24 protein-coding genes are annotated in these 25599 nt (G+C 66.8%); 7 read left to right on the forward strand and 17 right to left on the reverse strand.

Annotated elements, in window-relative coordinates; translation table 11 throughout:
* Positions 1–56: 56 nt before the first annotated feature.
* Entirely contained in the window at positions 57–1937 is a 1881-nt protein-coding gene (locus K0B96_RS02980) for a glycoside hydrolase family 15 protein (protein ID WP_220163681.1), read from the forward strand.
* A gap of 15 nt (positions 1938–1952) precedes the next feature.
* Here K0B96_RS02980 and K0B96_RS02985 read toward each other — a convergent pair whose 3' ends face one another.
* Positions 1953–2891, reverse strand: coding sequence for a D-2-hydroxyacid dehydrogenase (locus K0B96_RS02985; RefSeq protein ID WP_220163683.1), 939 nt, complete (start codon positions 2889–2891; stop codon positions 1953–1955).
* A 337-nt stretch (positions 2892–3228) separates the two neighbouring features.
* Here K0B96_RS02985 and K0B96_RS02990 point away from each other — a divergent pair, with 337 nt between their 5' ends.
* From K0B96_RS02990 to K0B96_RS03010, 5 genes are all read left to right on the forward strand, one after another.
* The gene (locus K0B96_RS02990) at positions 3229–3795 is read left to right on the forward strand and encodes a S24/S26 family peptidase (RefSeq protein WP_220163692.1); all 567 of its coding nucleotides are present in this window, start codon (positions 3229–3231) and stop codon (positions 3793–3795) included.
* Positions 3796–4010: 215 nt separating this feature from the next.
* Positions 4011–4325, forward strand: a complete 315-nt coding sequence (locus tag K0B96_RS02995; RefSeq protein WP_220163694.1) for an ElaB/YgaM/YqjD family protein — start codon at positions 4011–4013, stop codon at positions 4323–4325.
* A 5-nt stretch (positions 4326–4330) separates the two neighbouring features.
* Entirely contained in the window at positions 4331–4720 is a 390-nt protein-coding gene (locus tag K0B96_RS03000; protein WP_220163696.1) for a phage holin family protein, read from the forward strand.
* Positions 4699–5007: a hypothetical protein gene (locus tag K0B96_RS03005; RefSeq protein ID WP_220163697.1), complete on the forward strand. Its 309-nt coding sequence runs from the start codon at positions 4699–4701 to the stop codon at positions 5005–5007. The genes K0B96_RS03000 and K0B96_RS03005 overlap by 22 nt, the downstream gene beginning before the upstream one ends.
* Positions 5008–5303: 296 nt before the next feature.
* Positions 5304–6194, forward strand: a complete 891-nt coding sequence (locus K0B96_RS03010; RefSeq protein WP_220163698.1) for a chorismate transformation FkbO/Hyg5 family protein — start codon at positions 5304–5306, stop codon at positions 6192–6194.
* An 85-nt stretch (positions 6195–6279) separates the two neighbouring features.
* On the opposite strand, the gene K0B96_RS03015 is transcribed toward K0B96_RS03010, so the two are convergent.
* From K0B96_RS03015 to K0B96_RS03090, 16 genes are all read right to left on the reverse strand, one after another.
* Positions 6280–7521 (reverse strand): cation:proton antiporter, encoded by a 1242-nt coding sequence (locus K0B96_RS03015; protein ID WP_220163699.1) that lies wholly within the window; start codon positions 7519–7521, stop codon positions 6280–6282.
* Positions 7522–7879: 358 nt separating this feature from the next.
* Positions 7880–9214, reverse strand: coding sequence for a class I adenylate-forming enzyme family protein (locus K0B96_RS03020; RefSeq protein WP_220163700.1), 1335 nt, complete (start codon positions 9212–9214; stop codon positions 7880–7882).
* Positions 9211–11541: an MMPL family transporter gene (locus K0B96_RS03025; RefSeq protein WP_220163701.1), complete on the reverse strand. Its 2331-nt coding sequence runs from the start codon at positions 11539–11541 to the stop codon at positions 9211–9213. Before K0B96_RS03025 ends, K0B96_RS03020 begins: the two co-directional genes overlap by 4 nt.
* A 6-nt stretch (positions 11542–11547) precedes the next feature.
* Positions 11548–12255, reverse strand: a complete 708-nt coding sequence (locus tag K0B96_RS03030) for an outer membrane lipoprotein carrier protein LolA (RefSeq protein WP_220163702.1) — start codon at positions 12253–12255, stop codon at positions 11548–11550.
* A 383-nt stretch (positions 12256–12638) separates the two neighbouring features.
* Complete coding sequence (locus K0B96_RS03035; RefSeq protein ID WP_220163704.1) at positions 12639–13790, reverse strand: alpha-hydroxy acid oxidase; 1152 nt, start codon at positions 13788–13790, stop codon at positions 12639–12641.
* A gap of 630 nt (positions 13791–14420) precedes the next feature.
* Positions 14421–15221 (reverse strand): glycosyltransferase family 2 protein, encoded by an 801-nt coding sequence (locus tag K0B96_RS03040; RefSeq protein ID WP_220163705.1) that lies wholly within the window; start codon positions 15219–15221, stop codon positions 14421–14423.
* A 257-nt stretch (positions 15222–15478) separates the two neighbouring features.
* Positions 15479–16228: a lysophospholipid acyltransferase family protein gene (locus K0B96_RS03045; RefSeq protein WP_220163707.1), complete on the reverse strand. Its 750-nt coding sequence runs from the start codon at positions 16226–16228 to the stop codon at positions 15479–15481.
* A complete protein-coding gene (locus tag K0B96_RS03050; RefSeq protein ID WP_220163709.1) occupies positions 16225–17112 on the reverse strand; it encodes a hypothetical protein in 888 nt (295 codons plus the stop codon). Before K0B96_RS03050 ends, K0B96_RS03045 begins: the two co-directional genes overlap by 4 nt.
* The gene (locus K0B96_RS03055) at positions 17109–17765 is read right to left on the reverse strand and encodes a hypothetical protein (protein WP_220163711.1); all 657 of its coding nucleotides are present in this window, start codon (positions 17763–17765) and stop codon (positions 17109–17111) included. Before K0B96_RS03055 ends, K0B96_RS03050 begins: the two co-directional genes overlap by 4 nt.
* Positions 17758–18867: a beta-ketoacyl-[acyl-carrier-protein] synthase family protein gene (locus K0B96_RS03060; RefSeq protein WP_220163713.1), complete on the reverse strand. Its 1110-nt coding sequence runs from the start codon at positions 18865–18867 to the stop codon at positions 17758–17760. Before K0B96_RS03060 ends, K0B96_RS03055 begins: the two co-directional genes overlap by 8 nt.
* 25 nt (positions 18868–18892) lie before the next feature.
* The gene (locus K0B96_RS03065; RefSeq protein ID WP_220163714.1) at positions 18893–19168 is read right to left on the reverse strand and encodes a phosphopantetheine-binding protein; all 276 of its coding nucleotides are present in this window, start codon (positions 19166–19168) and stop codon (positions 18893–18895) included.
* Between the two features lie 18 nt (positions 19169–19186).
* Positions 19187–19813: a hypothetical protein gene (locus K0B96_RS03070; RefSeq protein WP_220163716.1), complete on the reverse strand. Its 627-nt coding sequence runs from the start codon at positions 19811–19813 to the stop codon at positions 19187–19189.
* Between the two features lie 8 nt (positions 19814–19821).
* Entirely contained in the window at positions 19822–21084 is a 1263-nt protein-coding gene (locus K0B96_RS03075; protein WP_220163718.1) for a beta-ketoacyl-[acyl-carrier-protein] synthase family protein, read from the reverse strand.
* Positions 21081–21467: an acyl carrier protein gene (locus tag K0B96_RS03080; RefSeq protein WP_220163720.1), complete on the reverse strand. Its 387-nt coding sequence runs from the start codon at positions 21465–21467 to the stop codon at positions 21081–21083. The genes K0B96_RS03075 and K0B96_RS03080 overlap by 4 nt, the downstream gene beginning before the upstream one ends.
* Before the next feature lie 9 nt (positions 21468–21476).
* Positions 21477–23033 carry an NAD(P)/FAD-dependent oxidoreductase gene (locus K0B96_RS03085; protein WP_220163722.1) on the reverse strand — a complete coding sequence of 519 codons (1557 nt, stop codon included), beginning with the start codon at positions 23031–23033 and terminating at the stop codon, positions 21477–21479.
* 248 nt (positions 23034–23281) lie between these two features.
* The gene (locus K0B96_RS03090) at positions 23282–24550 is read right to left on the reverse strand and encodes an NAD(P)/FAD-dependent oxidoreductase (RefSeq protein WP_220163724.1); all 1269 of its coding nucleotides are present in this window, start codon (positions 24548–24550) and stop codon (positions 23282–23284) included.
* 145 nt (positions 24551–24695) lie between these two features.
* On the opposite strand from K0B96_RS03090, the gene K0B96_RS03095 reads away from it, so the two are divergent.
* Positions 24696–25565, forward strand: a complete 870-nt coding sequence (locus K0B96_RS03095) for a hypothetical protein (protein ID WP_220163726.1) — start codon at positions 24696–24698, stop codon at positions 25563–25565.
* Positions 25566–25599: the final 34 nt, after the last annotated feature.

Below are 25599 nucleotides of genomic sequence, written 5' to 3' on the forward strand. Positions count from 1 at the left end.
GGAAACATTTCGGGCGGAAGTGGAACTAGCATTCAGCGCGGGGATGCGCGCAGCCCATGAAACTCGAAAGCTACGGATTTATTGGAGACACCCACACGGGCGCATTGGTCGGCTTGAACGGCTCGATCGACTGGCTGTGTCTGCCGCGCTTCGACGCGCCGGCATGTTTCGCGGCGCTTTTGGGCACGGAGGAAAATGGCTGCTGGCGGATTGCGCCGGCGGACCAGGAGGCGACGTCGAAGCATCGTTACCGGCAGGACACGATGATTCTGGAAACGGAATTTGAGACGAAGGAAGGCGTGGTGCGCGTCGTGGACTGCATGCCGCCGCGGGGGAATTTCCGCGAAGTAGTGCGGCTGGTGGAAGGCGTGAAAGGCGAGGTGGCGATGGAGATGAAGCTCATCATCCGCACCGATTATGGGCGGACGGTGCCCTGGGTGCGGCACGGCGACGGCGGGCTGCTCGCGATCGCGGGACCGGATGCGCTGGTGTTGCGCGCGAGTGTGCGGACGCAGGGGGAAGGGCTGACGACGGTGGCGCGTTTCAAAGTGAAGGCGGGCGAGCGGCAGACTCTCGTGTTGAGCTGGCATCGTTCGCACGAGACCTCGCCGGATCCGATCGACGCGTTGCGGGCGGTGGAGCACACGGAATATTTTTGGCGCGAGTGGGCGGCGCGGTGCACGTATCGCGGGGAGTGGCGCGAGCAAGTGGTGCGTTCGCTGCTCACGTTGAAGGCACTGACCTACAAGCTGACGGGCGGCATCGTGGCGGCGCTGACGACGTCGTTGCCGGAGGAGATCGGCGGCGTGCGCAACTGGGATTATCGTTACTGCTGGCTGCGCGATGCGACGTTCTCGCTCTATTCGTTCATGGAGGCGGGTTACACGGAGGAGGCGTCGGCGTGGGGCGACTGGCTGCTGCGCGCGGTGGCGGGTGATCCGTCGCAGTTGCAGATCATGTATGGCGCGGCGGGCGAGCGGATGTTGACGGAAGTGGAGTTGAAGCACCTCGCCGGCTACGAAAACTCGCGGCCGGTGCGGCTCGGGAATGCGGCGTCGGAGCAGTTCCAACTCGACGTGTATGGCGAAGTGGTCGACGCGATGCATCTGGCGCGGAACGTGGGGATCCGCATGGGCGGGGACGCGTGGAAATTACAGCGGCATCTGATCGACTTCGTGGTGCGGCACTGGGCGGAACCCGACGAAGGCATTTGGGAAATTCGCGGACCGCGGCGGCATTTTACGCACTCGAAAGTGATGGCGTGGGTCGCGATGGACCGCGCGGTGAAGGCGGTCGAGGAATATGGCTTCGAGGGCGATCTGGAACTGTGGCGCGACGTGCGGCAGCGGATTTTTGACGATGTCTGCGCGAAAGGCTTCAGCGAGAAGCACGGGGCATTTACGCAGTATTACGGCAGCGACCGGCTGGACGCGAGTGTGCTGATGATTCCGCTGGTCGGCTTTTTGCCGGCGACGGATCCGCGGGTGCAGGGCACGGTGGAAGCGATCCAAAAGCATTTGATGCGCGACGGCCTCGTGTATCGGTATCACCCGGACGCTTCGGGCGACGTGGACGGCTTGCCGCCGGGCGAGGGGGCGTTTTTGCCGTGCTCGTTCTGGCTCGTGGACTGTCTCTGTCTGCTGGATCGCCGGGGTGAAGCGCGGAAGTTGTTTTGTCACCTGATGAGTCTGAGCAATGAAATCGGGTTGCTCGCGGAGGAATATAATCCGCACCTGAAGCGGATGGTGGGCAATTTTCCGCAGGCGTTTTCGCACGTCGGTCTGGTGAACTCGGCGCAAAATCTCTCCGAGGATTTCCGGCCGGCGGAGCATCGCAGCGCGCAGACAGAGGAAGAGCGCGACCGCCAGAAGCCAGCGACGGCGGAAGCGTCGACGGGTGATGAATCCGCCGCGCCAGGGCGGCGGATGGAGCAGTGAGCGCCGCGCGAGGCGTCAGTTGACGACGTTGACGGGCGCGCCGGTGAGAAACGCGCGGACGTTTTCGGTGGCCACGTGCATGAGACGCGTGCGGGCGGCAGTGGTGGCCCACGCGAGGTGCGGCGTGATGAGACAGTTGCGCGCCGTGTATAGCGGATGCGCGGCGGGCGGGGGCTCGGTGGCGAGGACGTCGAGCGCGGCGCCAGCGAGCTGGCCGGCGTTGAGCGCGGCGGCGAGGGCGGGTTCGTCGATCAACGGCCCGCGGCTCGTGTTGATCAAAAACGCGCCGGGCTTCAGGAGGCGCAGGGAGTCGGCGTTGATGAGGTTGCGGGTGGCGTCGGTGAGCGGGCAGTGGAGAGAAACCACATCGCTCGTGCGCAACACGTGGGCGAGTTCGGCGGCGCCGCCGGCGCGCGTGGCGAATTGCACACGCATGCCGAACGCGCGGCCGAGATCCGCGACAGTCTGGCCGATGCGGCCGGCGCCGATGAGGCCGAGCGTGAGGCCTTCGAGTTCGATGAGCGGCGTGTCCCAGTAGGAAAAATCCGCGGAGCGCGCCCAGCGGCCTTCGCGCACGGTGGCGGCGTGGAGGCCGACGTGTTGCGTGAGCTCGAGCAACAGGGCGAAAACGTGCTGCGCGACGGAGCGTGTGCCGTAGGTGGGGACGTTGCAGACGGTGACGCCGCGCGCGCGGGCCGCGGCGACATCGATGATGTTGTAGCCGGTGGCGAGCACGCCGATGTAGCGCAAGGCGGGGAGTTGCGCGAGCGTAGCCGCGGAGAGCGGAGTCTTGTTGGTGAGCAGCAGTTCGGCCTTTGCGCCGCGGGTGACGATCTCTTCGGTGGGAGTGCGGTCGTGGATCGTGCAAGCAGCGAGCGCCTCGAGGGGCGCCCAGGAGAGGTCGCCAGGATTCAGGGTGTAGCCGTCGAGCACCACAAGCGAAGGAAGACTCATGGCGCCATTCGGAAGGCGCGAAGAACGCCGGGCAACGCAGAAGAGGAGCGATGACGCATGGGGGATGTGCGCGAGAGGCCGGCGCGAGACAACGATCTGTCGACGCGCGGGCGTGGTCGCGTGGAGCGCGCGCCATGACCACACAGGGTGGGCGTCGGAAGTCGTCAGTGGGCGGGAGCCGGCTCAGGAGGTGAAATGAGCGGGGTGGCGGCTCGCAGCCGTGGAATCGGTTGGAGCGAGGCGCCGATAGGGTGTTGTCCCCAGCAAAAACGGTCAGATGCAATCGCGTAGGGGCACGGATATTCGCGACGCGCGAGAGACAGTAAGCTTCTGCGCGATGAAAGCCTACTTCCCGCGTTCGCTGTTTCGGTTTCAGGTGCTGCTGGCGCTGGTGATGCTCGCCGGTGCGCTCATGGGGGGTGGTTGTGCGACTTATTCGCCGGAGAAGAATCTTTCGTTGCTGCTGGAGTCAGCGCCCGTGCCGCGGCTGGTGCCGGCGGGCAAAGAGTTCGCGACGGCGGATCGCGTGGCGAAGCCGGCGGCGGGGGACGTGGCGTTTGCGGGCGTGGGCGAATCGATGGAGCCCATGTATGCGCCGGGCACGGCGATTATCGCGCGCAAATGCGCGTTCAATGAGCTGCGTGCGGGCATGGCGGTGGTGTATCTCAACACGGACGGCCACTACGTCGCCCATATGCTGCTGGAAAACACCCGCCGCGGTTGGACGGCGATCGGCGTCAATAATGCGGATCCGGATGCGGATCTGGTTACGCCGTGGAATTTGGTGGGCGTGGTGCGGGAGGCTTTCGTGGCGAATACAGCGAAGCTTAACCCGATGGTGGCGGCGAAAATCTCGTTGCGCGACAGCTTGGAGCACGGCGTTTACGCGATGGCGGCGGAGTAGATCGTCCGCGCGGCGGCGGACACCGGAGCGGAGAACCGGACGAGCCGGGACAGGATTTGCGCGCGGCGACGAAACCGGCCGGGAGGTGCGATCGCGCGCGTGAGCGGGAGGGAAGATGGGCGGTTAAAGACTTGGCAGGCCGCACGCGGCGGACTATAAGATGTTTCCACTCATCTTAAGAGAGGAGTCATATCATGGAGACACATTTCCCAAACATGGAAGAGGCTTACGGTCAGATGGCGCGCGATCGCGTGCTGGCGGATTTGCGGGCGCTCGCCGGTGACGCGGAAGCCTTGCTCAAGGCCACCACCGGCGATGCCGGCGACAAAGCGAAGGAAATTCGCGGGCGCTTGGCGGCGGCGATCGAAAGGGCCAAGGGCACTTACACGGACTTGCAGGCGCAAGGCATCGAATCCGCGAAGGAAGCGGCGCGGAAGGCGGACCGCACGATTCGCAATCACCCGTATGAGTCGATCGCGATTGCGCTCGGGGTGGGCGTGTTGCTCGGGGTGTTGCTGCGGCGGAAATAAGCGCGATGGCGAACGGCGACGAAATCGGCGGCGGCACGCTGGACTCGGTCCGGCGGCTGGGGCAATCGGTCCTCGGATTGCTGCAGACGCGCGTGGAGCTCGTCGCGGTGGAGTTGCAGGAGCAACGGCTGCGGACGATCGATTCGCTCGTGTGGCTCGCGGCGGCGATGGGGCTGGCGATCGCGGCGGTGCTCGTGGTGGTCGGAGCGCTGGCGTTGTGGCTTTGGCAGACCGCGGGATATGCGGGACTGGCCGGGCTGGCGGTCGTGACGGCGATCGGCGCAGGGTTTTTATTCTGGCATCTTCGGCGGCGGATTCTGCATGGGCCGCAACCGTTTGAGGCGACGGTGGAGGAATTTCGAAAGGATCTCGCATGTCTGCGTCGGGAGGAATGAACGAACTCGTCGCGCGGCGGCGCGCGTTGGTCGCGCAAGCGGATCTGCACCGGGAAATTTTTGCGGTGGAGCGGCTGCGTTTGGAATTACGCGGCGTGCAGGCGCGGCAATTCCTGGCCGAACATCGCTGGTGGCTGGTGGGCGGCGCGGCGGCGGCGGGTGGGTTGTTGCTGACGCGGCGCGCCCGCGGACTGTTCGGTTGGCTGCCGACGCTGGTGTCCGTCGCGAGAACGGCGTTGAAAAATTTTCAGGGCATGAGCGGGCCGCAGAACAGCGGCAGCGAGTAGAAGACGGGTGCGCCTGGGACGGTTTTAGGAATACGGGCGCGGGCGGCGAGGCGGCGGGCGTCTGCGGCGCACGAAAATTCGCGGTTGCTGGCTGGACGAAGCGAGCGCGAGTTGCCTAGCCTGCGGCATGCAATACCTCCCTGTTCAACCCGGATGCGCCCCGTGGCGTGGCGACGCGTTTTAATGGCGCGGCTCAGGCTGAGATTTTTCGCTCGAGACCAGCGAGCGGGCGGACGAGCGGCGCAGCGTGCGCGTGGCTTTCTCGCGTGACGCCATTGCGGCCAGTGGCTTGGCGGGTGGCGTTTCCCCGCGCGGGTGACGGCGTGTCGGCGGCGGACGCGATGTCGGTCGGTGTGCCGTGGCTCGCCGGGCCGCACGCGGAGGAGATTTTCACGGATGCGCGAGAGGTGTCGGCGCGGGCCGGCGTGGCGTTGGCAGAGTCGGGCGATCTGCTGTTGGGTTTTGGGGCGGTCGATTTGGCAGGGCGCGACCTGGCGGCGGCGGCGGGCGAACTTTACGCGCGGGTGCTGGAAGCGGCGCGGGGCCTGCATCTTTACCGGGTGTGGAATTACGTGCCGGCGATCAATGCGGCGACGGCCGGGCTGGAAAACTACCGCGCGTTTTGCCGGGGGCGTTCGCTGGCGTTTGAGACGGATTTTGGCACGGGGTTTCAGCGCCAACTGCCGGCGGCCTCGGCGGTGGGGACGGATGCGGAACGGTTGAGCGTGCTGTTTGTGGCGGGGGGGGGGCAGCCGCGGCACATCGAGAATCCCGAGCAGGTGCCGGCGTATCTTTATCCGCCGGAACACGGGCCGCGTTCACCGAGTTTCGCGCGGGCGACGGTCGTGGCGCAGCCGGCGGGGGAATGGGTGTTCATTTCCGGCACGGCGGCGATCAAGGGGCACGTGACGATCGCGCCCGACGAACTCGATGAACAATTGACGTGCACGTTCGATAATTTGCGGATCATCGGCCGCGCGGCGGGGCTGGGCGCGGAACTCGGAAAGGGGGAGGGCGCGCAGCGTCACTTCAAAGTTTACTTGCGGCGGGCAGGCGATCTCGCGGCGGCGCAGCGGCGGATCGAGGCGGAATTGGTCACGCCGGACGACCGCGTGATTTACGTGCGTTCGGATATTTGCCGGGCGGCGCTCGCGGTGGAGATTGAAGTGACGTTGGTGCCGCGGTGAGGCGGAGAGAGAGGGAAGCGCGGCGCAGTGCCGGGCCGAGGTGGCGCGAAGGTCAGGGTGCCCAGCGCGGAGGAGAAGTTAGCGCTCAAGCGCGCGGGGCGTAATCGGCGCCGCAGGCGCGGTTGAACATCGGCGTGGACATGAGCGTCGTGACAATCGCCATGAACACGAGGATCGAGAAGAGCGTGGGCGTGATGATGCCGCGCTCGAGGCCGATGTTGAGGATGATGAGTTCCATGAGGCCACGGGAATTCATCAGCGCGCCGAGGCCGAGGGCGTTGCGGTGCGTTTCGCCGCAGGCGCGGGCGGCGAGATAACAGGCGCCGGCCTTGCCGACGACAGCGGCGGCGAGCACGCCGAGTGTGACGAGCCAGAGCGCGGGGTCGTTGACGAGGTCGAAGCGCGTGTTGAGGCCGGAGTAGATGAAGAACAACGGCAGCAGGAGACTCGTCGTGAGCGGCTCGATGGTCTTTTGCAGGCTCTGCGCAAAGGCGCCCCGCGGCATCGCCACGCCGAGGAAAAACGCGCCGAACACGGCGTAGAGGCGGATCGTATCGGTGAACCACGCACAGAGGAGGAGTGCGACGAGCGTCCAGCACAACGCGGTGCGGGCGCCGCTTTCGCCGCGGTCTGCGAGGCGGTTGATCCAGCCGAGAGGAATGCGGCCGACGGTGAAGAGCAGGGCCACGAAGGCGAGGCCGCCGCCGATGGCGCGGATGGCGATTTGCGGGTCGTTCGCGAAGCTCGCGAGCACGAGCGCGAGGACGCCCCACGCCGCGGCGTCGTCGATGGCGCCCGCCGCGAGGGCGAGGGCGCCGACGGCGGTGCCGCTGAGGCCGCGTTCGAAGATGATGCGTGCGAGCATCGGGAAAGCGGTGATGGCCATGGCCGCACCGAGGAACGGGATCGCCTGCAAGGCGGTGACCGAGGGGGCGAAATAGGTGCCGTGGCCCAGCAGGAGCCACGCAATGCCGCAGCCGAGCGCAAACGGAGCGAGAATGCCGGAGGCCGAAATCAAGGTGACGCTCTGCAGGCGCGTGCGCAGGAGGTCGGTGCGAAAATCCAAGCCGACCGTGAACATGTATAACGCGAGGCCGAGTTGGGCGCCGGCGAAAATGATGGCGCGCGAATCCGCGGGAAAGAACGACGCCTGCGCGCCCGGGAAGAAGTAGCCGAAGATGGAAGGGCCGAGGATGACGCCCGCAATCATCTCGCCGACGACGGGTGGCTGGCCGAGGCGAACGGAGGCCCAGCAGACCACACGACAAACCATGAGCACGACGGCCAGTTGGAGGAAAAAATGGACCGACAGGTCGAAAACGCTCATGCGCGGCGCCTCCTATGGCAGAGCGCGGCCCACGGCGACAAGCCGGGAAGTGTGAGCACGGGGCGGCGGTGCGGGGCAACGCGATGCTCCTGCGTTGCGCTACGATCGGAAGCGGCAAGAGGAAGCGGTCGCGCGGTGCGCAGCGAGGGGCGGGGCGCGGCGCGGAGGCGGAGTGAGGGCATCCCGCCCACAGTTGGATAAAGCCGGGAATGAGAGAGCGCCGTTCAGCCATCGAGCGAATCGACGAAACGCCGACGCGTTTCGCTACGACGTGAAACGGAGAGAGAAGGCGCTCACGCGGTGAGCGGCGTGCGCAACGACGAAACGCAGACGCGTTCCGCTACGACGGGAGCCCGGATTACGAGATCGGCGGCGCCGGGCGGTGGGCCAGGAGATCGCGGAGGCGGCGGGTGTCGGTCTTGCCCCGCGCGGTGACCGGAAATTCGGAAAGGACGAGGAGGCGGCGAGGGAGTTTCCAGGCAGCGAGGCGTTCCGCGAGGGCGGCGCGCAGGGCGTCGCTCGTGCCGTCGCCGCAGACGGCGGCGGCGAGGGAGTCGGGGCGTTCCGGATGGAGCGTCACCCAGGCATCGCGCACGTCGGGGAGGCTGCGCAAGGCGTGCTCGATTTCGGCGGGATCGACGCGGCGGCCGGCGAGTTTCAGCATGCGGCCGGCGCGGCCGAGGAGAACGAGTTCACCGTGCGCGTTGAGTTCGGCGCGATCGGCGGGGCGGAAGCGGCCGCGTCCGCCGACAGCGGCGCTCGCGACGAAGAAGCGTTGGCCGCGGGTGAAGGTGAGTTGCACACCGTCGATCGGCGGGCCGACGCTGCGGCCGGTGGAAGCGGCGTCGCCGGTGCGGTCGTAGGCGATGCCGCCGGTTTCGCTTGAGCCGTAGAAGCTGTGCACACGCCGCGCGAACCTGGTTGCGAAGGCTTGTGCAATTTCGGGCGAAAGCGCGGCGCCGGCGGAGATCACGGTGCGCAGGCTGTGCAGTTGCGCGGGGGCGATGTCGGAGGCGGCGAGGGCGCGCAGCAACGCCGGCACGGCAGGAAATACGGTGGGTTGCCAGCGCGCAATCGCGTCGGCGAGGGCCTGCGGCAGCACGGGTGCGCCGCAAACGATGGCGGTGCCTTGCGCGAGGAGTGGGACGATGAGGTTGCCGAGGCCGTAGGAGTGGCCGAAGGGAATGCAGCCGAGGTTTAGGTCGGTGGCGCGGATGTCCATGGAGGCGCAAATCTGGCGGCCATCGGCGAGGAGTTGCGCGGCGGTGAAGGGCAGCGCTTTGGGCGTGCCGGTGGAGCCGGAGGTGAGTTTTATCAGGCAGCGGCCGTCGCGCGGGGAAGAGCGGCGAGGGGCAAGGGTGATGAGTTGGCGATCGTGCCACCAATGGGTCGCATTGACCGCGGCGGCGATCGTGCGCTGGGCGGCGGCGGGTTCGCCGGGGTCGAGCGAAACGACAATGCCTCCGGCCATCAGCACGCCGAGTGTCACGGTGAGCCACTCGATGCCGTTGGGCAGAGCGAACACGACGGCTTGGCCGCGGAGATCGGCGCCGTGAGCGGCGACCCACTCGCGCGCGGCGGTGTCGAGCTCGGCCCGCGTCCACGTGCGTTCGCTGGCGGCGTCGATGAGGATGGGCGCGGCGGGCGCCGCGGCGAGCGTGGCCGACCACGCGGACAACAAAGGGCAACTCATCGGCGACGGACGAGGGGCTCAAGTTCCACCGTGGCGAGGGCGGTGACGACGATCAGCGCAACGGTGAGGCCGAGGGCGTGGATCACCGGGATGCTGCTGAGCGAGAGGACGCCAAACGAGACGGCGGTGCTGAGCGCCGAGAGGCGAATGGAGGCCGGCGGGGCGGTGCCGTGCGTGGCGGCGTCGGCGGAAAAGATGGCGTAGTTGTGCGAGAGGCAGACGCCGAGAAACGCGCCGAGCAGATGGAAGAGGTTGAGCGGTTGACCGAGCAGACCGAAGATGCCGAAGACAAAGAAACACGATCCTGCGGGGATGAGCGCGATGCGAATGCCGCGTCGCCACGGATAGATGACAAAGACGCTGAGGATCACCATGCCGAGGCCGATGAGGCTGAGGCGGAGCGCGGACCAGCGATAGCGGGTGAAGAGATCGTTGAGGGTTTCGAGTTGGTTGACGCCGACGGTATGGAGGCCGGGCGGCGCGGGCGGGCCGTCGGGGATGTCGACAATCGTGAGAAACCAACTCGGCGAACCGCGGGAGTAGAGCAGCGCGAGCGGGCCGGTGAAGATGGGATCGAGCAGCGGGATGAGTTGCTGGTAATCGCCGCGCGGCGGGAATGCGCGGAGATTGGAAAACGTGCTGAAGAAACCGGCGAACGATTGGGCGTCGAAGCCGTGGCGGTCGAGGGCGGCCGAGAAGGCGTCGGCGAAGCCATCGAGGTGGCGAAGGCGGGCGGGAAACGCCTGCCAGTCGGTCTGGGTGGGGAGAACGAGGCCGGCGCTCGCGGCAGGGGCGTCGGGCGCGCGGCGGGCGAGGTCGGCGTGAAACGCGGCGAGGTTTTCGCGGGCTTCGGCGAGGGTGGCGCCGTAGGTGAGATAGAGCGTCTGGTCGTGGTTTTCGCCGAAGAGGCGGCGCAACTTGACTTCGTTGGCGCGCAGGTCGGCGGAGGGGTTTTCGAGCTGGCGAATGTCGTCGCGCCAATGGAGGTGCCATGGGCCGAGGGCGGCAATGAGGATGGCGAGGCCGAAAAGTAGCGTGGGCGCGTAGCGCAGGGCGGGGCGATGGGCGAACGCGTCGAGCGAGCCAAATTCGCGGGCGGCGAGAAACGGGCGGTCGAGTTGCGCGAAGTAGAGCATCGCGCCACCGAGGGCGCACAGGAGACCGGAGCCAACGAAGATGCCGACCTGCTGGATGAGCGGGAGGTTGGAAAACAGGAGGAGCGAAAAGCCGATGACCGTGGTGAGGCAGCTCGCGAGCAGGGGTTTCAGGAGACGCCGGAGTTTCGTGCCGTAAGGTTCGTCGGGGGTGAGCGACGGCTGCATGAAAATGTAGAAGCCGTAGTCGATGGCGACGCCGCTAAGGAGCGAACCGATCACGAAAACGAGGAGATGCAGGCGGTCGAAGACGAGCGTCGAGATGGTCCAGGCACCCAGGAGCGAGAGGAGGATGATCGGGACGAGATGAAGGATTTTGTAAATGCGGCGGACGAAGAGCGCGCTGATGCCGAGCACGGCCACGATGGAAAGAAGGTTGAGCCAGCGGAGTTCGGCCTCGGTGCGCGCGCGGCTGTCGGCGGCGAAGCGGTTGATGCCGGTATACTCAACGTCGAGCGTGGGCGTGGCCGCTTGGAGTTCGGCGGTGGCGGCGTGGATGGCGGCGAAGGCGGGTTGCTGGCCGGCTTCGGCGAGGGGCGATGCGCGCAGACGCGCCCACACGAGCGCGTGGCCGCCGGCGGCGGAATCGGACGAGCTGATGAGGCGCGCGCGATCGATGAGGCTCGGCACGAGCAGGAGCGGATCGGAGACGACGACGTTTTGCAGTGCGGTCGCTTCGGGGCGGGAGAGAAACGCTTCGAGGCGCGCGGCGGAGCGCTCGGCGAGCCACGCGGGATATTGCGCGGCTGGCTGACCGGTGGCGGCGAAGTCGCGTTCGGCGTCGCCGAGAAAAGTCGGGAGCAGCAGCTCGAACCGGTGCGTGAAGATTTCGCGGCCCATGGCGGACTGGTCCGTGGAACCGCCGACGACGACGGCTTCGGCAAACGCCGGCGAGCGGGCGAGGGCGGTGGCGAAACGTTGGGCAGCGGCGGCGGGCGGCTGGTTGGGTTGCGCGGTGTCGTGCAACGCGAAGAGCATCACGCGCGACTGGGCTTCGTTGGCAAAACTGCGGACGAGGGCGATCTCGGGCGATTGCTCCTCGGCGGGGATGAGGTCGAGGACGTTGGTGGAAATCTTCTGGCTGTAATCGAGCCGGGCGAGCCACGTGCCACAGAGCGCGACGAACGCGAGCAGGACCAGGCGGGCGTAGAGCTTGCGGCGGGGCGCGGTCACAGGCGGTCAGCGGAAATATCGGTCGATGACATCGCCGCCGAAGATGACGTTTTCGCGCGTGTCGTGGAGCGAAATCTCAATGCGCTGCCGGGCGGATTTTTCCATGACGATGCGATCGACGAGGGCGTCATGTCCGTAGACGGTGATGTCGCCGATGAGGTCGGAGAGCGCAGTGTCGTGCGGAGCGAAGACGAGGACCCATTGCGAACCGGTGCGGCGGCCGCGGAGATCGAAGCTTTGCTGCAGGGCGGCGACGTCGAAACGCAGGATGTTAAAAAGAGCGCCGCTGACGGCTTGTACGCGGGAGTCGTTGGGCGCGGCGCGTTCGCGGCCGTGTTCGTCGCGCATGAGAACGCCCTTGGCATCGACGATGATGATGTGCCGGTCGGGCGTGAGGTAGTGCAGGCTGAGCCCGTGGCCCGGCGCCATGCGAATCTCGCCGGTGAGCACCGTGGGCTCTTTGCGGAAAGGGAAATAACGTTTCTCCTCGAACTGCGCGAGACGGCTGCGTGCGGGGGCGAGTTGCGCGAAGAGGTCCTTCCAAGCCGGATCGTGAAGGGGATCGGTGATGGTTTCGGCGGCGGGAGGCGGTGCAGCGACCTCCGCGGCCGCGGGAGGAGAGGAAACGGTCGAATCCGACGCGGGCGAAGCTGCGACCTCGGGACGGGGAATTACGACCAGCGCGGCGAGGGCGAGAAACGGAGGGAATTTCATGCAGCAACGAAACCGTAGAGGGAAAGGAGGCAAAAGGGGAATGGCGAATGCGCGGGCGGTCGCCGGGGCAAGGGGGATGCCCGGCGGATGCGCGGGAAGCGCTTTGAAACGTAGCGTCGGCGGCCTAGCGTGCGCCGGTGTGAACATGCGCTGCATGGCGGGATTCGGCCTTCTGACGCCGATGGCAGGCGCGGCGGAGACGCCGTTGGCGGGAGCAGAATCGAAAATCGAGTTACCGGCGCTGAAATTGGACGCGCGGCGTGCTCGGCGAGGGGGTGAAGAAACCGTAGCGCTGCCGTCGAGTTTGGCGCGGGACGTCCAAGCAGGAAGCTCCCGCCGTGCGGAAGGTCGCGACGCCGCAGGCGAGGGCGTCACGGGTGGCGTCAGGCCTTGATCAGGTGCGCCGGGAAATCGGACACGTTTTCACACGCGATTTGCTCCATCACCTGCTGCAGTTGTTTCTTAAGCATCGCGAGCACGTGATCGCCGCCTTGGGCGCCCAGCGCGCACACGCCGAACATGGGGGTGCGGCCGAGGAAGGCGAAATCGGCGCCCACGGCCAGAGCGGCCGCGACGTCCGCGCCATCGCGGAGGCCGCTGTCGATCATGAGCTTCGTGCGCGATTTGAATTCGGGGACCAAGCCGGCGAGGGCTTGGATCGTGGATTGCCCGCGATCCAGTTGCCGGCCGCCGTGATTCGACACGATGATTCCGTCCACCCCGAGGGCGACAACCTTGGCGGCGTCCTCGGGGTTGACGATGCCCTTGATGACGAGCGACCCCGGCCACTTGTCGCGGAGGGATTTGACCTTCTCTTCGCTCAGGCGGCCGGAGAACGTCTTGTTCATGAACAGTCCGAGATGTTTCATGTTAAGCCCTTTGGGAATGTAGGGCTTCATGGTGGCGAAAGCGGGCGCGCCGGCCGCCAGTTGGGAGAACGACCACGTGGGATGGCTGACCATTTGCGCGATGTTGCGCAGCGTCATCCGCGGCGGGATGGAGAGGCCGTTGCGGATTTCTTTGGGCCGGTAGCCAAAGGTGGGAGTGTCGGCGAGGATCACGAGGGTCTTGATGCCGGCGGCCCAGGCGCGATCGAGGAGCTTGTCGCGCAGCTCGGTTTCGCGCGGGTGATACAATTGAAACCAGGCGCGGCCGTGCGTGATCTCGGCGACGCGCTCGATGCTGGCGGTCGCGACGGTCGAGAGGACGAACGGGACATTGTGCTGGACGGCGGCAGCGGCGAGGATCTCGGTGGCCTTTGGCCACATCAGCCCTTGCAGGCCGATCGGCGCGATACCGAACGGGGCGTCATATTCGACGCCGAAGAGCGTGGTCTTCTGCGACGCGCCGGGGTAGTTTCCGATGTAGGTGGGTTTGAGGCGAATTTCGCGAATCTCGCTCGTGTTGCGGGCGAGGTTGATGTCGGAAAAGCACCCGCCTGACAGATAATCGAAGGCGAATCCCGGCACCCGGCGCCGAGCCCGTGCAATGAGGCGTTCCGTGGAAGGAAATCGGGCATCAATGGCGTCTTTCATCGACCCCTTTCAAAGGGGGTCGCCGGGATTTGGTCCATCCATAAACGCGTCACTTTGGTCGTCGGCGAAGAGCGCGGATGCGGACGGGTGCGCGGGGAGGCCCGGCGAACGGCGAAGCCTGCGAACTTGCGACGGAACTCCGGTGGGCCTCAGATCCGCTTCGTTTGTCAAGAGTCAAGGCATGCGGTCTTGTATTTGTGGCGCACAGGTTTCCGACGGCATCTTCCTGAATCGTGCGGACCTGATTTCCGCTCAAGCCATCGGCCACGGTGTAGTAGGTAAACTCGTGGCCATCCCAACGGCTCACCCCTCATTGTGGCTTCCGAACCAGAAGCGCCCTTGGCTATCCTCAAAAATTGAGCGAAGCCCGGAGGTGAACCGGAGGGACGACCTCGAAGGTTTCGCCTCCGTGACCGTTGCGGGCGATCGGCCAACTTGGGCCTCCTGCGCATTGGCCTCGGAGGTCCACTGAACCGATTGAATGCCGATCGCAAACGCCAACCGACAGAGAATAGAAATCCGCCGATGGATGGACGTTTTCATCTTGTTCGAAAGCGGCAGGAATGTTGGCGTCACTGTCGGCGGCCGGAGCTGGCGAAAGAGAAATAAGAATGGGGCTCGGACGTAGCATCAGCGGGAGCGGCGCACGCGGCGGAGTTGCACCCAGCGCCAGAGGAGGAGCTGGGTGATGAGGCGCGTGTGCAGCCAAACGAGTTTCGCATTGTCGCGGAGGTAATTGAAGTGCGACACGCCGCCTTCCGCTTTGGTGAAATAACGGCAGGGCGCGGGGAGATTCACCGCGGGGACGCCGGCCCAGAAGAGTCGCACCACGATTTCGGGGTCGAAGTCGAAGCCGCGGGCGGCACGCGTCGAGGCAAGGGCGCGGCGCAGCGGGGCGGCGGGATACACGCGGAAGCCGAACAGCGGATCGCCGATGGCGCGGCTGAGAATCTCGAAGTGCGCGAGGCCGACGCTGAGTTTGCGGCCGTGTAGGCGTTCGAGAGGGACTTCGGGACCGAAGAGGGGAACGCCGAGAATCATCGCGGCGGGATTTGCCTGCGAGGCGGCCATGAAAGACGCGATGTGGTCGGCGGGATGCTGACCGTCGGCATCCATTGTGAGGACGTGGGTGAAACCGGCGGCGAGGGCGGCGTCGACGCCCGTCGCGACGGCGGCGCCTTTGCCGCCGTTGCGCGGGCGCACGATGATGCGGAGGTGCGGCTCAGAGGCGGCGAGGAGGCGGACGGGGGCCAGGGAATCATCGGTGCTGCCGTCGACGATGACCCAGACCGGTTGCCAAGCGGCGAGAGCGGCCTGCACGGTGGCGAGGAGGCGCGCGCCGGTGTTGTAGGTCGGGATCAGAACGAGGTGCGTGGAGGAAGGCGGCACGGAGAAGGACTTTTTATAGAAGCTCCAAGCTCCAACAGCCAAGCTCCAGGAAGAATCAAGTCTTCAAAATAGAGGCGGCCGAGAACGCGAGCGGGGCCGGGAGCGAAAAAACTGAAGGCCCAAACGTGAGACCTGAGGCCGAGCGGGCGGCGGAGTTTGGGAATTTAAACGCGAGGTGCGGAGGTCGGAGCGGAGGACGGAGTCGCAGTCACGAATGGCTGGATCACGGCAGACAGGCGGAAATTGCGGCGTGACGAAAGAGAAAGTTAAAGAGGAGAGAGAAAGGTTTCGTTGGGCGCTTAACAGCGGGGAGGAGGGAGGGCGGCGGCGAGGAGGGCTTGGGCGCGGGCGGCGAGGTCGGCGGCGCGTTCGTGGGGCGTGGGGTGGAGTTCGCCGATCAGCGTGAGCGTGATGCGGGCGGGCATGGGGGGCACACGCCACCAGGGCTGGCCGCGGGGCAGAAAGGTGCGCGGGGCATCGATGGCGATCAGCCGCACGGGCACGCCGGCGCGGGCGGCGATGAGTGCGAAACCGGGTTTTAGAAGGCCGATTTTTTCGTGGGCGGAGGTGCGCGTGCCTTCGGGAAAAACGAGCAGCGACCGGCCGGTGGCGACGCGCGCGGCGACTTCCCGAATGAGATCAGCGCCTTTGTCGCCGGCCCCGTAGCCGGCCATGATGGCGGCGGGACCGAGGGCGGGATTGCGGATGAGGGCGTGTTTGAAAATGCAGATGGTGTCCGGGAGACGGCCGAGCAGGAAAGTGGCGTCGAGAAGGCCAGGATGGTTGGCGATATACACGGCGGGTCCGGCGAGGGTCGCGGGAGAAAAATTTTCCCACTCGAGATAAACCAGGCGGGTGAAATGGAGCCACGCCGCCCAACTGCGGAAGAGCCGGTTGATGAGGAGACGCACGGGCGGGCCGAGGCGTTCGCGGCCGGGCAGGAGAAGGAGGAGCGAGCAGACGAGGTTGAGCGCGATCCCGACCAGGCCAAACACGAACCAGGAGAAAAGTCCGGCGGCAGTGGTGTAGAGGCCGTGAAGACGTTTCATGCCGCGGCAGGGTTGAGCGGCAGAAAGTTGAACCAGAGTTCGGGGGCGGTGCGCAGTTCGGCTTCGAGCCGGGTGAGAAACGCCTGGAAGTGGGCGTGGGCGCGGTCGAGGTTTTCGGCGCGCGCGCCGGCCTGGGGGCGAAAGAGGGGCGAGCTGAGGATCGAGGTGCGGCCGGGGCCGGCGGGCACGCCGACGCAGAGGACGACGGGCACATTGAAGATGAGCGCGAGGTGATAAATGGTGAAGGGGAACTTGCGGCGCGCGCCGAGGAAATCGAAGGCGGCGGTTTTGGCGCTGAACTCGAGGCGATCGCATTTCAGCGCCACGGATCCGCCCGCCGCAATGGCCTCTTTGAGGGCGAAGAGGAGATTGGCGGGATCGTTGACCCAGATGAATTTCACCCAGTCGCCGAAGCGCGCGCCGAGCACATCGACGTCGTGCGAGTTGCCCACGCGCTGGCGCACCATGAAGACGCGGCGTTGCTCCTGACGGCCGAGGAGAAAGCCGGTGAGATCGGAGTGGCCGACGTGAAACGTGCCGAGAAGCGCGGGCTCGCCCGAGGCGAGGAGTTCGCGGAAACCGGTGGCATCGGGCGCGAGTTCACCACGGTGCGGCTGGCCGTTGGCGACGCGCAGTTTGAGCATGAGGAACTCCTCGAACGCGAAGAAATGCCGGAAAATTTCGCGGTGGGTGGCGGGCCGGCCGTGGATCAGCGTGAGGTAATCGCGCGAGGCGCGGCGTTGAGCGGGCATGCGCAGGAGCGCGATCCACGTGCCGAACGCGCGCAGGGGACGGAAGAGAAATTCGGGCAGCGCGTAATCGGCGAGGCACAGAAACTGGTAGCCCCAACTCGGACCTGGGTTGCGCGGAGCGGGCGGCGTCACGACCAGTCAAGTTTGAGATGAAGGCCGGGCGCGGCGGTCACGTCGAGGGGGCGCCGGGAGGTGAGGACCTCGAACAGTTGCGTGACGGTGAGCTCGGCGGCGGAATCTTCGGGGACGGCGGTGAGGCGCACGCGCGCGAGGGCGGCGGTGGGCTGGGTGGTCAACGCGCAGGCGAAGGCGAAGCTGCGGTCGCTGGCGGCGCTGCGGTCGAGGAGCCAGGTGCCGCGTTCCTCGCCGCCGCAGAAAATGACGCGTGGGGAAGGGGCGAGGAAAGCGGTCTGCAATGCGTGCGCGACGAGGTGAGCGCGGCCGGTGAGCGGGAAGAATTCGCGCACGGCGTGCTGTTTGCCGATGAGCGCTTGCTGGACCGCGCTGGGATGGATGGAGGTTTGAAAGAGCGTGGGACTCGCGGAGGGGAAGCTGTCGAGGTAGTCTTCGAGCGCACGGGTCTCGGCATAGGTTGATGCGTAAACGACGGCGTCGGCGGGTGCGGGCGGCACCTCGTCGAGGGCGGTGGCGACAAGGAGGCCGAGCTGCGTCATGCGCCGGGTGGCGCCGCGGGGGAAGCGGTCCTTGAGGCGTTCGCGGGTGGCGGCGGGCGGCTCGGCGGCGGCGTCCTGCAGGCTGAGGGCGGAGAGGTAGCGTTCAAGCATGGCTCAGCAGGAAGGCGCCGTGCGCGCCGCCGAAGGCGTTGCTCGCGCAGAGGACGGCGTCGAACGCCGCGGTGGAGAAAGGTTCGAGCGCGACCGGCGGGGTGAAGGTGGGCGCAGTGGTGCCGACCGTGCCGGGTGCGCGGCCGCGACGGAGCGCGACGGCGGCGAGGGCGAGTTCGACGAGGCCACAACTGCCGAGGGTGTGGCCGAGGCTGCCTTTCCATGAGACGAGCGGAGCGTCGGGAAACGCGGCGGCGAGCGCGGCGGATTCGAGGCGGCCGGCCTCAAGGGTGCCGGTGCCGTGGCCCTTCAACCACATGCGGCGGCCGGCGGCGGCGGTGCGCAATGGTTCGAGGGCCGCGGCGAAACCGGAGCCATCGGCGGCGTTGGCGGTGAAGTGGTGCATCTCGTTGAAGAGCGACTGCGCGAGAAGCGTGAGATCGCCGTCGGTAGAGGTGGCGGGAGCGAGGACGGCGAAGGCGGCGCCGTCGCCGAGACCGATGGAGCCGGTGGGGCGGTCGGCGTAGGGCGCGGGAAACTGGGCGTTGAGAATCTTGAGCGCGTGAAAGCCGCCGGCGACGAAGGGGCTGAGAAAATCGAAGGAGAAAACGAGCGCGCGTTCGGCGAAACCGGCGGCGAGGGCGCGGGTGGCGAGAAGCAGGCCGAGGTGCGCGGAGACGCAGGCGTGGGAGAGCGTGGTGACGTTGGCGCCCCAACCGAGCGTGGCGGCGATGGTTTCGACGGAAAGGTGCGGCGTGCCGTAGGCGAGGTGCGCGGGGTCGGCGGTGCGGCGAAAGGCGTAGAGGCTGCCGACGCCAAAATTGCTGCTGGTGACGAAAACGGGGCGGCGGGCGGTGCCCCAGCCGTCGCCGGGGATTTCGACCGCGAGCGCGCGGAGGAAAGGCAGCCAGTTGGGCGGGGCGGATTCGTCGAAGGCACGGCCGGGCACGAGGGCGAGCGGGACGGATTCGCCGCCGTCGCGGCCGAGCACGGGCGTGAGTTGGAGGGCGCGTTCGCCGCGGAGGAGGGCGGCGTGCGTGGCGGCGGCGGAGCCGAAGGCGGTGAGGCAACCGGTGGCGGCGAGGCGGACGGAATCGGACACGGCGAAGGCGCGCGCAGCGGCGCGATCAGCGCGGGAGGCGCGAGGGGTCGGCGCGGCTGCGGATGAATTCGGCGAGGTGGGCGATGCTGGCGAGGGCCGCGCGCGATTCCTCGCTGCTGGAGATCTTGATGCCGAATTCTTTTTCGAGCGTGACGACGAGTTCGAGGGCGTCGATCGAGTCGAGATTGAGGCCGGAGCCGATGAGAGGCTCGTCGTCGGCGAGATCCTCGGGACGGACGTCCTCGAGTTTCAGGCGGGTGACGATGAGCTCTTTCAGGCGGGCGATGAGAGGATCGGGCATGGGTAAGGACAGGATGCTTCAGCGAACGGGAGAGGTGACACCATCTTCAGGCAGGAGGCGGCGCCATTGTTTGTCTTGTTCCAACATCCGAGCCCATTTGTCGCTGTAGTCGGCGCGGCGAGCCTGAATATCCGAAGCGTGCGTCTGGCCATAGTCTAATGATTTGGCGTCCGGTTTCACGAAATGACACGCGGCGAGCCATTGGCGAAGGTTGGCCGAATCGAGACGAAATTCCTTTTCGGCGTGATTAACTTTGAAGGGGTGCAGAGAGAACCGCGCTTTCCACATGCCGGTTCGAGGGGTGACGATCGCGTAATAAATTTTGCCCGCGTCGAGCCTTGCTTCCATGAAGTCGGCGTTCTCTGAGATGACCATGAAGAGGCGGTCGCCGGGGGGGCAATAGTAAGCCACTTTTTCTTTAGGTCCGAGGACAGCAATCAGCTTGTTTTGATCGCCGGTGGCATCGAACACGGAAGAGGAAATTGCCGCGCCAAAAGTGGATGGCCGCATGATGACCACCAATGCTTGATCGGGCTTGGCAGGGTAGTCGGTGTTGCTGTCGGCCACGGTGAAACGGCCGGTGGCGCAGCCCGACAGGAATCCACAGAGAACAAGAAGGAGGACGGGGAGGTGGAACTTTGGCATAATCGAAATCACGGGGCGCGGAGGACGTGGCAGACGTTGCTGCCGCCGAAGCCGCTGCTGTTGTTCAACACGAGCGATGGGGCGGCGTCGAGGGTGTTGCGGGGAAGGTCGAGGCCCGCGCACGCTTCGTCGGGCGTGGTGAGGTTGGCGTTGCCGGGCGTGAAGCCGTCGCGCAGCGCGAGCGCACAAAAGGCGGTCTCCATCACGCCGGCCATGGAGAGCGGGTGGCCGGTGAGGCCTTTCGTGCTGCTGATGCGCGGGCGGACGCCGGCGTCGGTGAACGCGCGCCGCAGCGCAAGGGCCTCGGAGCGATCGCCGGCGGGGGTGGAGGTGGCGTGGGCGTTGACGTAATCGATGGCGGCGGGAGCGACGCCGGCATCGGCGAGGGCGCGGCGGATGGCCTCGGCGAGGCCGGCGCCCTCGGGGTGCGAGATGGCGACGTTGTAGCCGTCGGCGGCCTGGCCCCAGCCGATGAGCTCGGCGTAAATCGGCGCATGGCGGGCGAGGGCGGTCTCGCGTTCTTCGAGGATGAGGCAGACGGCGCCGCCGGCGGCGACGAAGCCATCGCGGGTTTGATCGAAGGGGCGCGAGGCGGTGGCGGGATCGGGATTGGTCGAGAGCGCGCGCATCGCCGCGAAAGGGAGGATCGTCTCGGCGTTCACTTCCTCGGCGCCGACGACGAGCATGCGCGTCTGGCGTCCGAGGCGGAGGTCGTCGAGTGCGCAGCCGAGGGCGTGGCTGGAGGAGGCGCAGGCGGCGACGAAACCGCCGACGGCGCCGCGAATGCCGTAGTGCGCGGCGAGGTTGAAATTGAGGGTGCCGGCGATGGAGGCGACGACGCCCATGGGGTTGCCGCGCTCGCCGCGCACGGCGTGCATGTGCGCGAGGTGGTGATGGAGGAGAAACGCGGAGCCGGCGGAGGCGCAGTAGAGGCCGGTGGCGCCGTCGGTGAGCGCGTCGGCGGCGAGTTGCGCGTCGGTGAGGGCTTGTTCGACGGCGCAAAACGCGTAGAGGCCGTGGGGCGCGAGGCTGCGGAGCGTTTCGCGCGGGACGTTGTAACAGGGCGGAAACGTCCAATCGCGCCAGCTCGGCGAGGCGACGTCGAAGGCTTTGATGGTGCCGGCGACTTTGACGGGCAGCGCGGGGTTGCCGAGAAACTCGACGGGGGCGAGGCCGGGCGTGAGCGTGCGCAGGCTGCGGGTGACGGCAGCGCGGTCGTTGCCGATGCTCGTGATGAAGCCGAGGCCGGTGATGACCGCGCGGCGACTCATGCCACAGGCGGACGGTGGGCGGGGAGCTTGCGACGGACGAAGGCGCGCAGTTCGCCCACGGTGCGGATGCTCAGGATTTCCTCGTTGCTGATGCTGACCTGAAACAGGTCCTCGATGAAGAAAACCATTTCCGTGATCGCGACGGAGTCGAAGCCGAGGTCGGCGATGAGCGCCTGTTGATCTTCGAGCGGAGCGGCGACGGCGGGCTTCTGGGGTTGGTGGTCGCGCACGATGGCGAGCAGGACGGTGTCGGCCGCGGCGGGATTACCCGTTTCACGGAGGCAGGCAAAGGCCTCGCGAACCTCGGGCGAGAAATGCCGGAGCAGCGGGACGTCGCCCGCGGGCGAAAGCGCGGTGTCGGAGTTGGAAGTGGAGGAGTCCATGCGCGAAAATCAGGGATGCGCCGGCGCGGCGGCCAAGGGGGCCGCCGGGGCGGGCTGGGGTGAGGAAAACCATGTGCGCCAGCCTTCGGCGAGCTCGAGTCGCAGCCAGAGAAACAGCAGGCCGAGCACGCGGACGGGCAGGCGGCCGTTGAACTCGTAGCTGGTGAAGGCGAAGTAGCGGCGGTCGTTGCGGCGGCCCCAGACGCCGCGGCGGCGGCGGGACTGCGCGATCGCAGCGAAGCGGCGGTTGTAGAGCGCCATCAGGCGGAAGGGCCACTTCGAGCGCGGGTGCGCGAAGGGAGGCGTATCGAGGATGCGATGACCGTGCTTGAACGGCTGGGCGACGATGCCGAGGTAGTAGAGCCCGAGGTCGAGCCGGAACGCCAAGGTCATGAGCTCGAAGTCGCCGACGTAGTAATATTTGTCGCGGTAGAGGGCGTTAAACCAGCGGTCGCAGCTCTGGCGGAAATCGGCGTTGTGTTTCGCGACGAGCGGGGCGACCGGGCGGCCGCGCAGGCCGGCGTCGATCAACGAGACGGCGGCGCTGACGGAAAACGTGATCCAGTCCATGCCGGGCGAATAGAGCGGATCGATGAATGCGGCGGCGTCGCCCACGAGCACGGCGCCGTCGGTGGCGAACGTGGTGGCGGAGTAGGCGAGATTGCGGCGGAAGTGGGTGTCGCCCTCGTGCGGAGTCGCGTGGGCCAAGAGTTCGCGCGCGGCGGGATGCACGCTGAGCATGGCGCGCAGGCGTTCGGCGAGGTTGGGGCCGGGCGGAAGTTCGGCGAGGCGTTGGTCGTAAACGACGCCGATGCTGACATCGCCGCCTTTGAGCGGAATGAACCACGCCCACCAACCGTAGCCGGTGAGATGATTGGTGGCGGTGGAGCGGACGCCTTTGACGCGTTGCGACCACGAGGGATATTTGGCGGCGAAGGCGGGGTCGTCGAAGAGATGCACGCCGGACCAGCGGCCCCAGCACGTGGCGGTGAGGTGTTCGTGATTGGGGCGGAGCCAGTCTTCCTGGCGGGCGAGGAGCGCGGCGACCCCGGAGGCATCGACGACCCAGCGGGCGGAGGTGGTTTGGGCGGCGCCGGTGGCATCATCCCACTCGACGGATTGAGCGGCGCCGGGGGCGAGGTGGATTTTCTTCACGCGCACGCCGCGGTGGAGTTTGGCGCCGTCGGTCACGGCGTTGGCGAGCACGTGTTCATCGAGGACGGCGCGGTCGACCTGGTAACCGGGGAGGCGGACGTTGTAGCCGGGGCCGGTTTCGCTGCACTGGTCGAGGGCGCGGGCATGGTCGTTGGCGAACCAGAAACGCATGCCCTGTTTCGGCAGGTGATGCTCGAGGAGGTGGCTGGTGAGGCCGAGGACGCGGCCGAGGAAATAGGCGCTGATCTCGACGGTGGATTCGCCGACGCGGCGTTTGAACTGCCCCGAGCGTTCGAGAATCAAAAGACGGATGCCGGGATGGCGGCGCAACAACAAGCAGGCCGTGGCGGAGCCGGACAAGGCGCCACCGACAATGATCACATCGCAGTCCGTTGTGGAGGCATCAGCCATTACGAGGCGGCCAATGAAAGTTCGCGGGCGGGGGCTCGCAACCGCAAAGATTCCCGCAAAACGCCGTGGCTGCGGCGCGCAGGCGCGGGCGGCTGATGGCCGAGAGAACGGACCTCGCGCGCCACGTCCGAGCGGCGGCGACCGCCAAGGGAGGGATGGGCAGGGGCAAGCGGGCGTGCAGAAGGGACTTTCAGGAGGGCGACCAAGTGCGGAAACGGCGTCGGGGCAAAGAACAACGCGAGATGAATCTACGCGGCGGGCGGGGCGAGATTGAGCGCCTTGATGGGAAAACCGAAGCGGCGCTGGACCCAGCAGATCGCGAGAAAAACGTGGAAGCGCCACCAGAGCGGCCAGATGAGTTTCGCGTGGCCGGCGACGATGGAGGTGAGGCCGGGACTGAGATTCCAGGGGACCTGCGTCTCCATGAAAACGGCGAAGCTGGCGTTATCGTAGAACGCTTGGATGAGGCGCTCGAACGGGCGGACGTGGTGCTTCACGGCGCGGGTGTAGCGGCGGCGTTCGCGGAGGGAGAGCGGGCGGTTTTGCCGATCGGCGCGCGCGGCGAGGGCGACGGCGGTCTGCGCGGACCAGAGGGAAACGTAAACGCCGGAGGAGAAAATCGGGTCGGAGAAACCGGCGGCGTCGCCGATGAGGAGGGAGCGTTCGCCGGCGAGATCGCGGCGGAAATAGCTGTAATCGCTGGTGACGTGATAGGGCGTCGTGGCGACGGAGCCGGCGAGGAGTTCGCGGAGTTTGGGCGCTGCGTCGACGGTGGCGGCGAAGAGGGCGGCGGGGGCGAGGCCGCTGCGGCGCATGGTCTCGGTCGTGGTGACGAGGCCGACGGAGGTGATTTCGGCGTCGATCGGGATGACCCAGAACCAGCCGTCGACCAGGCGCACGACGATGGTGTGGCCGGCGGGGCGGCCGGGGGCGCGGGCGACGCCCCTGAAGTGGCTGTAAATGGCGAGGCGTTTCGGTTGATGCGGCGGATCGAGGCGGCGTTTTTGCGCGGTGAGGAGCACGTTATCGCGGCCGGTGGCATCGAAGAGCCAGCGGGTGGAGACGAACGTGGTGGCGCCGGCGTGTTCGAGCGCGACGCGGTGTCCGCCGTCGATCGGTTCGACGGCGCGGGCGGTGGTTTGGAAGCGGACTTCGGCGCCGAGGGAGGCGGCGTGATCGAGGAGGAGGGTGTCGAATTTCGCGCGATCGACCTGATAGGTGTAATCGAGGCCGCGCACGAAGCCGGTGCTGAAATCGACGGTTTTGGTGGCGGCACCGTCGGCGGTGTGGAAGAGCGCGCCGTATTTCGGAATGAACCCGGCGGCTTCGACCCGCGGCCAGACGCCGATGTCGCGGAGGATGGCGTTGGCCATCGGCAGGAGTGATTCGCCGATGCGGAAGCGGGGAAACGTTTCTTTCTCAACCACCAAGGTGCGCCAGCCGTGACGTCGCGCGCAGGCCGCAGCGCAACTGCCGCCGGGACCGCCGCCGATCACGAGGGCATCGTAATCAAACATGGGTCGGGAAAACGCGCGGAGTGGGAGCGGCCGCGGTCGTTGAAGGCGGCGAGAGAGGTGAAGGCGAACGGGAAGGGAAAGGCATCGGCGAGGGGGGTGCGATGTTGGCTAGCATTCGGGGCGGTTTTGCCGAAGCTTAATTTGCATGCGCTGCTGGTTTCTCCGCCGCCTCCGCGGGTTGATGTTGCTGACGACGGTGGTCGGGGCGACAGCGGTGTGCCGGGCGGTCGCGCCCTCGTTCGCGGGCAATCTTAGTGGTGAACTGGCGTTGCCGGCGTGGCAGGGGGCGCCGCCGTTGACGTGGAAAATCGAATTCACGGAGGGGAAGCTTACCGTGGCGGTGCAGGGCGAGGGGACGGATTTGCACGCAACGTTAACGCCGGGACGAGGCGACGATCCGATGAGCTGGGACCTCGCGCCGGGAAAAATGGCGGTGCCGCAGTGGACGCAGGGAAAGTTGTCGCGCGGGCACGCGACCGTGAGTGGGAAGGGCACGTGGAGCGGGGGGCGCGTGCGCGGGGTGTTGCGCTTTGAGTTGCGCGATCTGGCGTTGGGCGAGCTGGTGCGACTGGGCGATCCGGAGAGGAAACGCGTGCGTTCGGCGGAGGGGCGGGTGGAGGGGGAGATCACGTTGCGACTCAATGGGGACGGCACGATGAATCTCGCGGACAGCGATCTGCATCTCGCGCCGGGGACGAAGGCGCTGGTGGCGTTGGTGCCGACGCCGGGGTTGCTGACCGATATCGTGCCGGCGGCGGCGCGGAAGAATTATCCGGGACTGGGGGCGATGGAGCGCGGGGAGACGCCGCTGGAGGCGACGGTGTTGAGTTTGGTTTATTTCGCCGGTGGCGATGCGCAGGGGCGCGCGGCGAAGGTGCGGTTGGAAGGACATCCGCAGGATCCGGGGCAGATCGCGCCGCTGGAACTGGAGATCAACCTGACGGGGCCGGTGGAGCGGTTGGTGCGCGAGATGTCGGATTCGCGGCTGCATTTTCAGGCCGGTGGCGGGCGGTGAGAAACATAAGTTGTGCTCCGCGTTCCAATCGATC

The sequence above is a fragment of the Horticoccus luteus genome (assembly GCF_019464535.1).
Taxonomy (GTDB): domain Bacteria; phylum Verrucomicrobiota; class Verrucomicrobiia; order Opitutales; family Opitutaceae; genus Horticoccus; species Horticoccus luteus.

Excerpts from the sequence above, each read along its gene's own strand:
- K0B96_RS02980 (WP_220163681.1), top strand. The coding sequence starts at position 57 with ATGAAACTCGAAAGCTACGGATTTATTGGAGACACCCACACGGGCGCA.
- K0B96_RS02985 (WP_220163683.1), bottom strand. The coding sequence starts at position 2,891 with ATGAGTCTTCCTTCGCTTGTGGTGCTCGACGGCTACACCCTGAATCCT.
- K0B96_RS02990 (WP_220163692.1), top strand. The coding sequence starts at position 3,229 with ATGAAAGCCTACTTCCCGCGTTCGCTGTTTCGGTTTCAGGTGCTGCTG.
- K0B96_RS02995 (WP_220163694.1), top strand. The coding sequence starts at position 4,011 with ATGGAAGAGGCTTACGGTCAGATGGCGCGCGATCGCGTGCTGGCGGAT.
- K0B96_RS03000 (WP_220163696.1), top strand. The coding sequence starts at position 4,331 with ATGGCGAACGGCGACGAAATCGGCGGCGGCACGCTGGACTCGGTCCGG.
- K0B96_RS03005 (WP_220163697.1), top strand. The coding sequence starts at position 4,699 with ATGTCTGCGTCGGGAGGAATGAACGAACTCGTCGCGCGGCGGCGCGCG.
- K0B96_RS03015 (WP_220163699.1), bottom strand. The coding sequence starts at position 7,521 with ATGAGCGTTTTCGACCTGTCGGTCCATTTTTTCCTCCAACTGGCCGTC.
- K0B96_RS03020 (WP_220163700.1), bottom strand. The coding sequence starts at position 9,214 with ATGAGTTGCCCTTTGTTGTCCGCGTGGTCGGCCACGCTCGCCGCGGCG.
- K0B96_RS03030 (WP_220163702.1), bottom strand. The coding sequence starts at position 12,255 with ATGAAATTCCCTCCGTTTCTCGCCCTCGCCGCGCTGGTCGTAATTCCC.
- K0B96_RS03035 (WP_220163704.1), bottom strand. The coding sequence starts at position 13,790 with ATGAAAGACGCCATTGATGCCCGATTTCCTTCCACGGAACGCCTCATT.
- K0B96_RS03045 (WP_220163707.1), bottom strand. The coding sequence starts at position 16,228 with ATGAAACGTCTTCACGGCCTCTACACCACTGCCGCCGGACTTTTCTCC.
- K0B96_RS03055 (WP_220163711.1), bottom strand. The coding sequence starts at position 17,765 with ATGCTTGAACGCTACCTCTCCGCCCTCAGCCTGCAGGACGCCGCCGCC.
- K0B96_RS03065 (WP_220163714.1), bottom strand. The coding sequence starts at position 19,168 with ATGCCCGATCCTCTCATCGCCCGCCTGAAAGAGCTCATCGTCACCCGC.
- K0B96_RS03070 (WP_220163716.1), bottom strand. The coding sequence starts at position 19,813 with ATGCCAAAGTTCCACCTCCCCGTCCTCCTTCTTGTTCTCTGTGGATTC.
- K0B96_RS03075 (WP_220163718.1), bottom strand. The coding sequence starts at position 21,084 with ATGAGTCGCCGCGCGGTCATCACCGGCCTCGGCTTCATCACGAGCATC.
- K0B96_RS03080 (WP_220163720.1), bottom strand. The coding sequence starts at position 21,467 with ATGGACTCCTCCACTTCCAACTCCGACACCGCGCTTTCGCCCGCGGGC.
- K0B96_RS03085 (WP_220163722.1), bottom strand. The coding sequence starts at position 23,033 with ATGGCTGATGCCTCCACAACGGACTGCGATGTGATCATTGTCGGTGGC.
- K0B96_RS03090 (WP_220163724.1), bottom strand. The coding sequence starts at position 24,550 with ATGTTTGATTACGATGCCCTCGTGATCGGCGGCGGTCCCGGCGGCAGT.
- K0B96_RS03095 (WP_220163726.1), top strand. The coding sequence starts at position 24,696 with ATGCGCTGCTGGTTTCTCCGCCGCCTCCGCGGGTTGATGTTGCTGACG.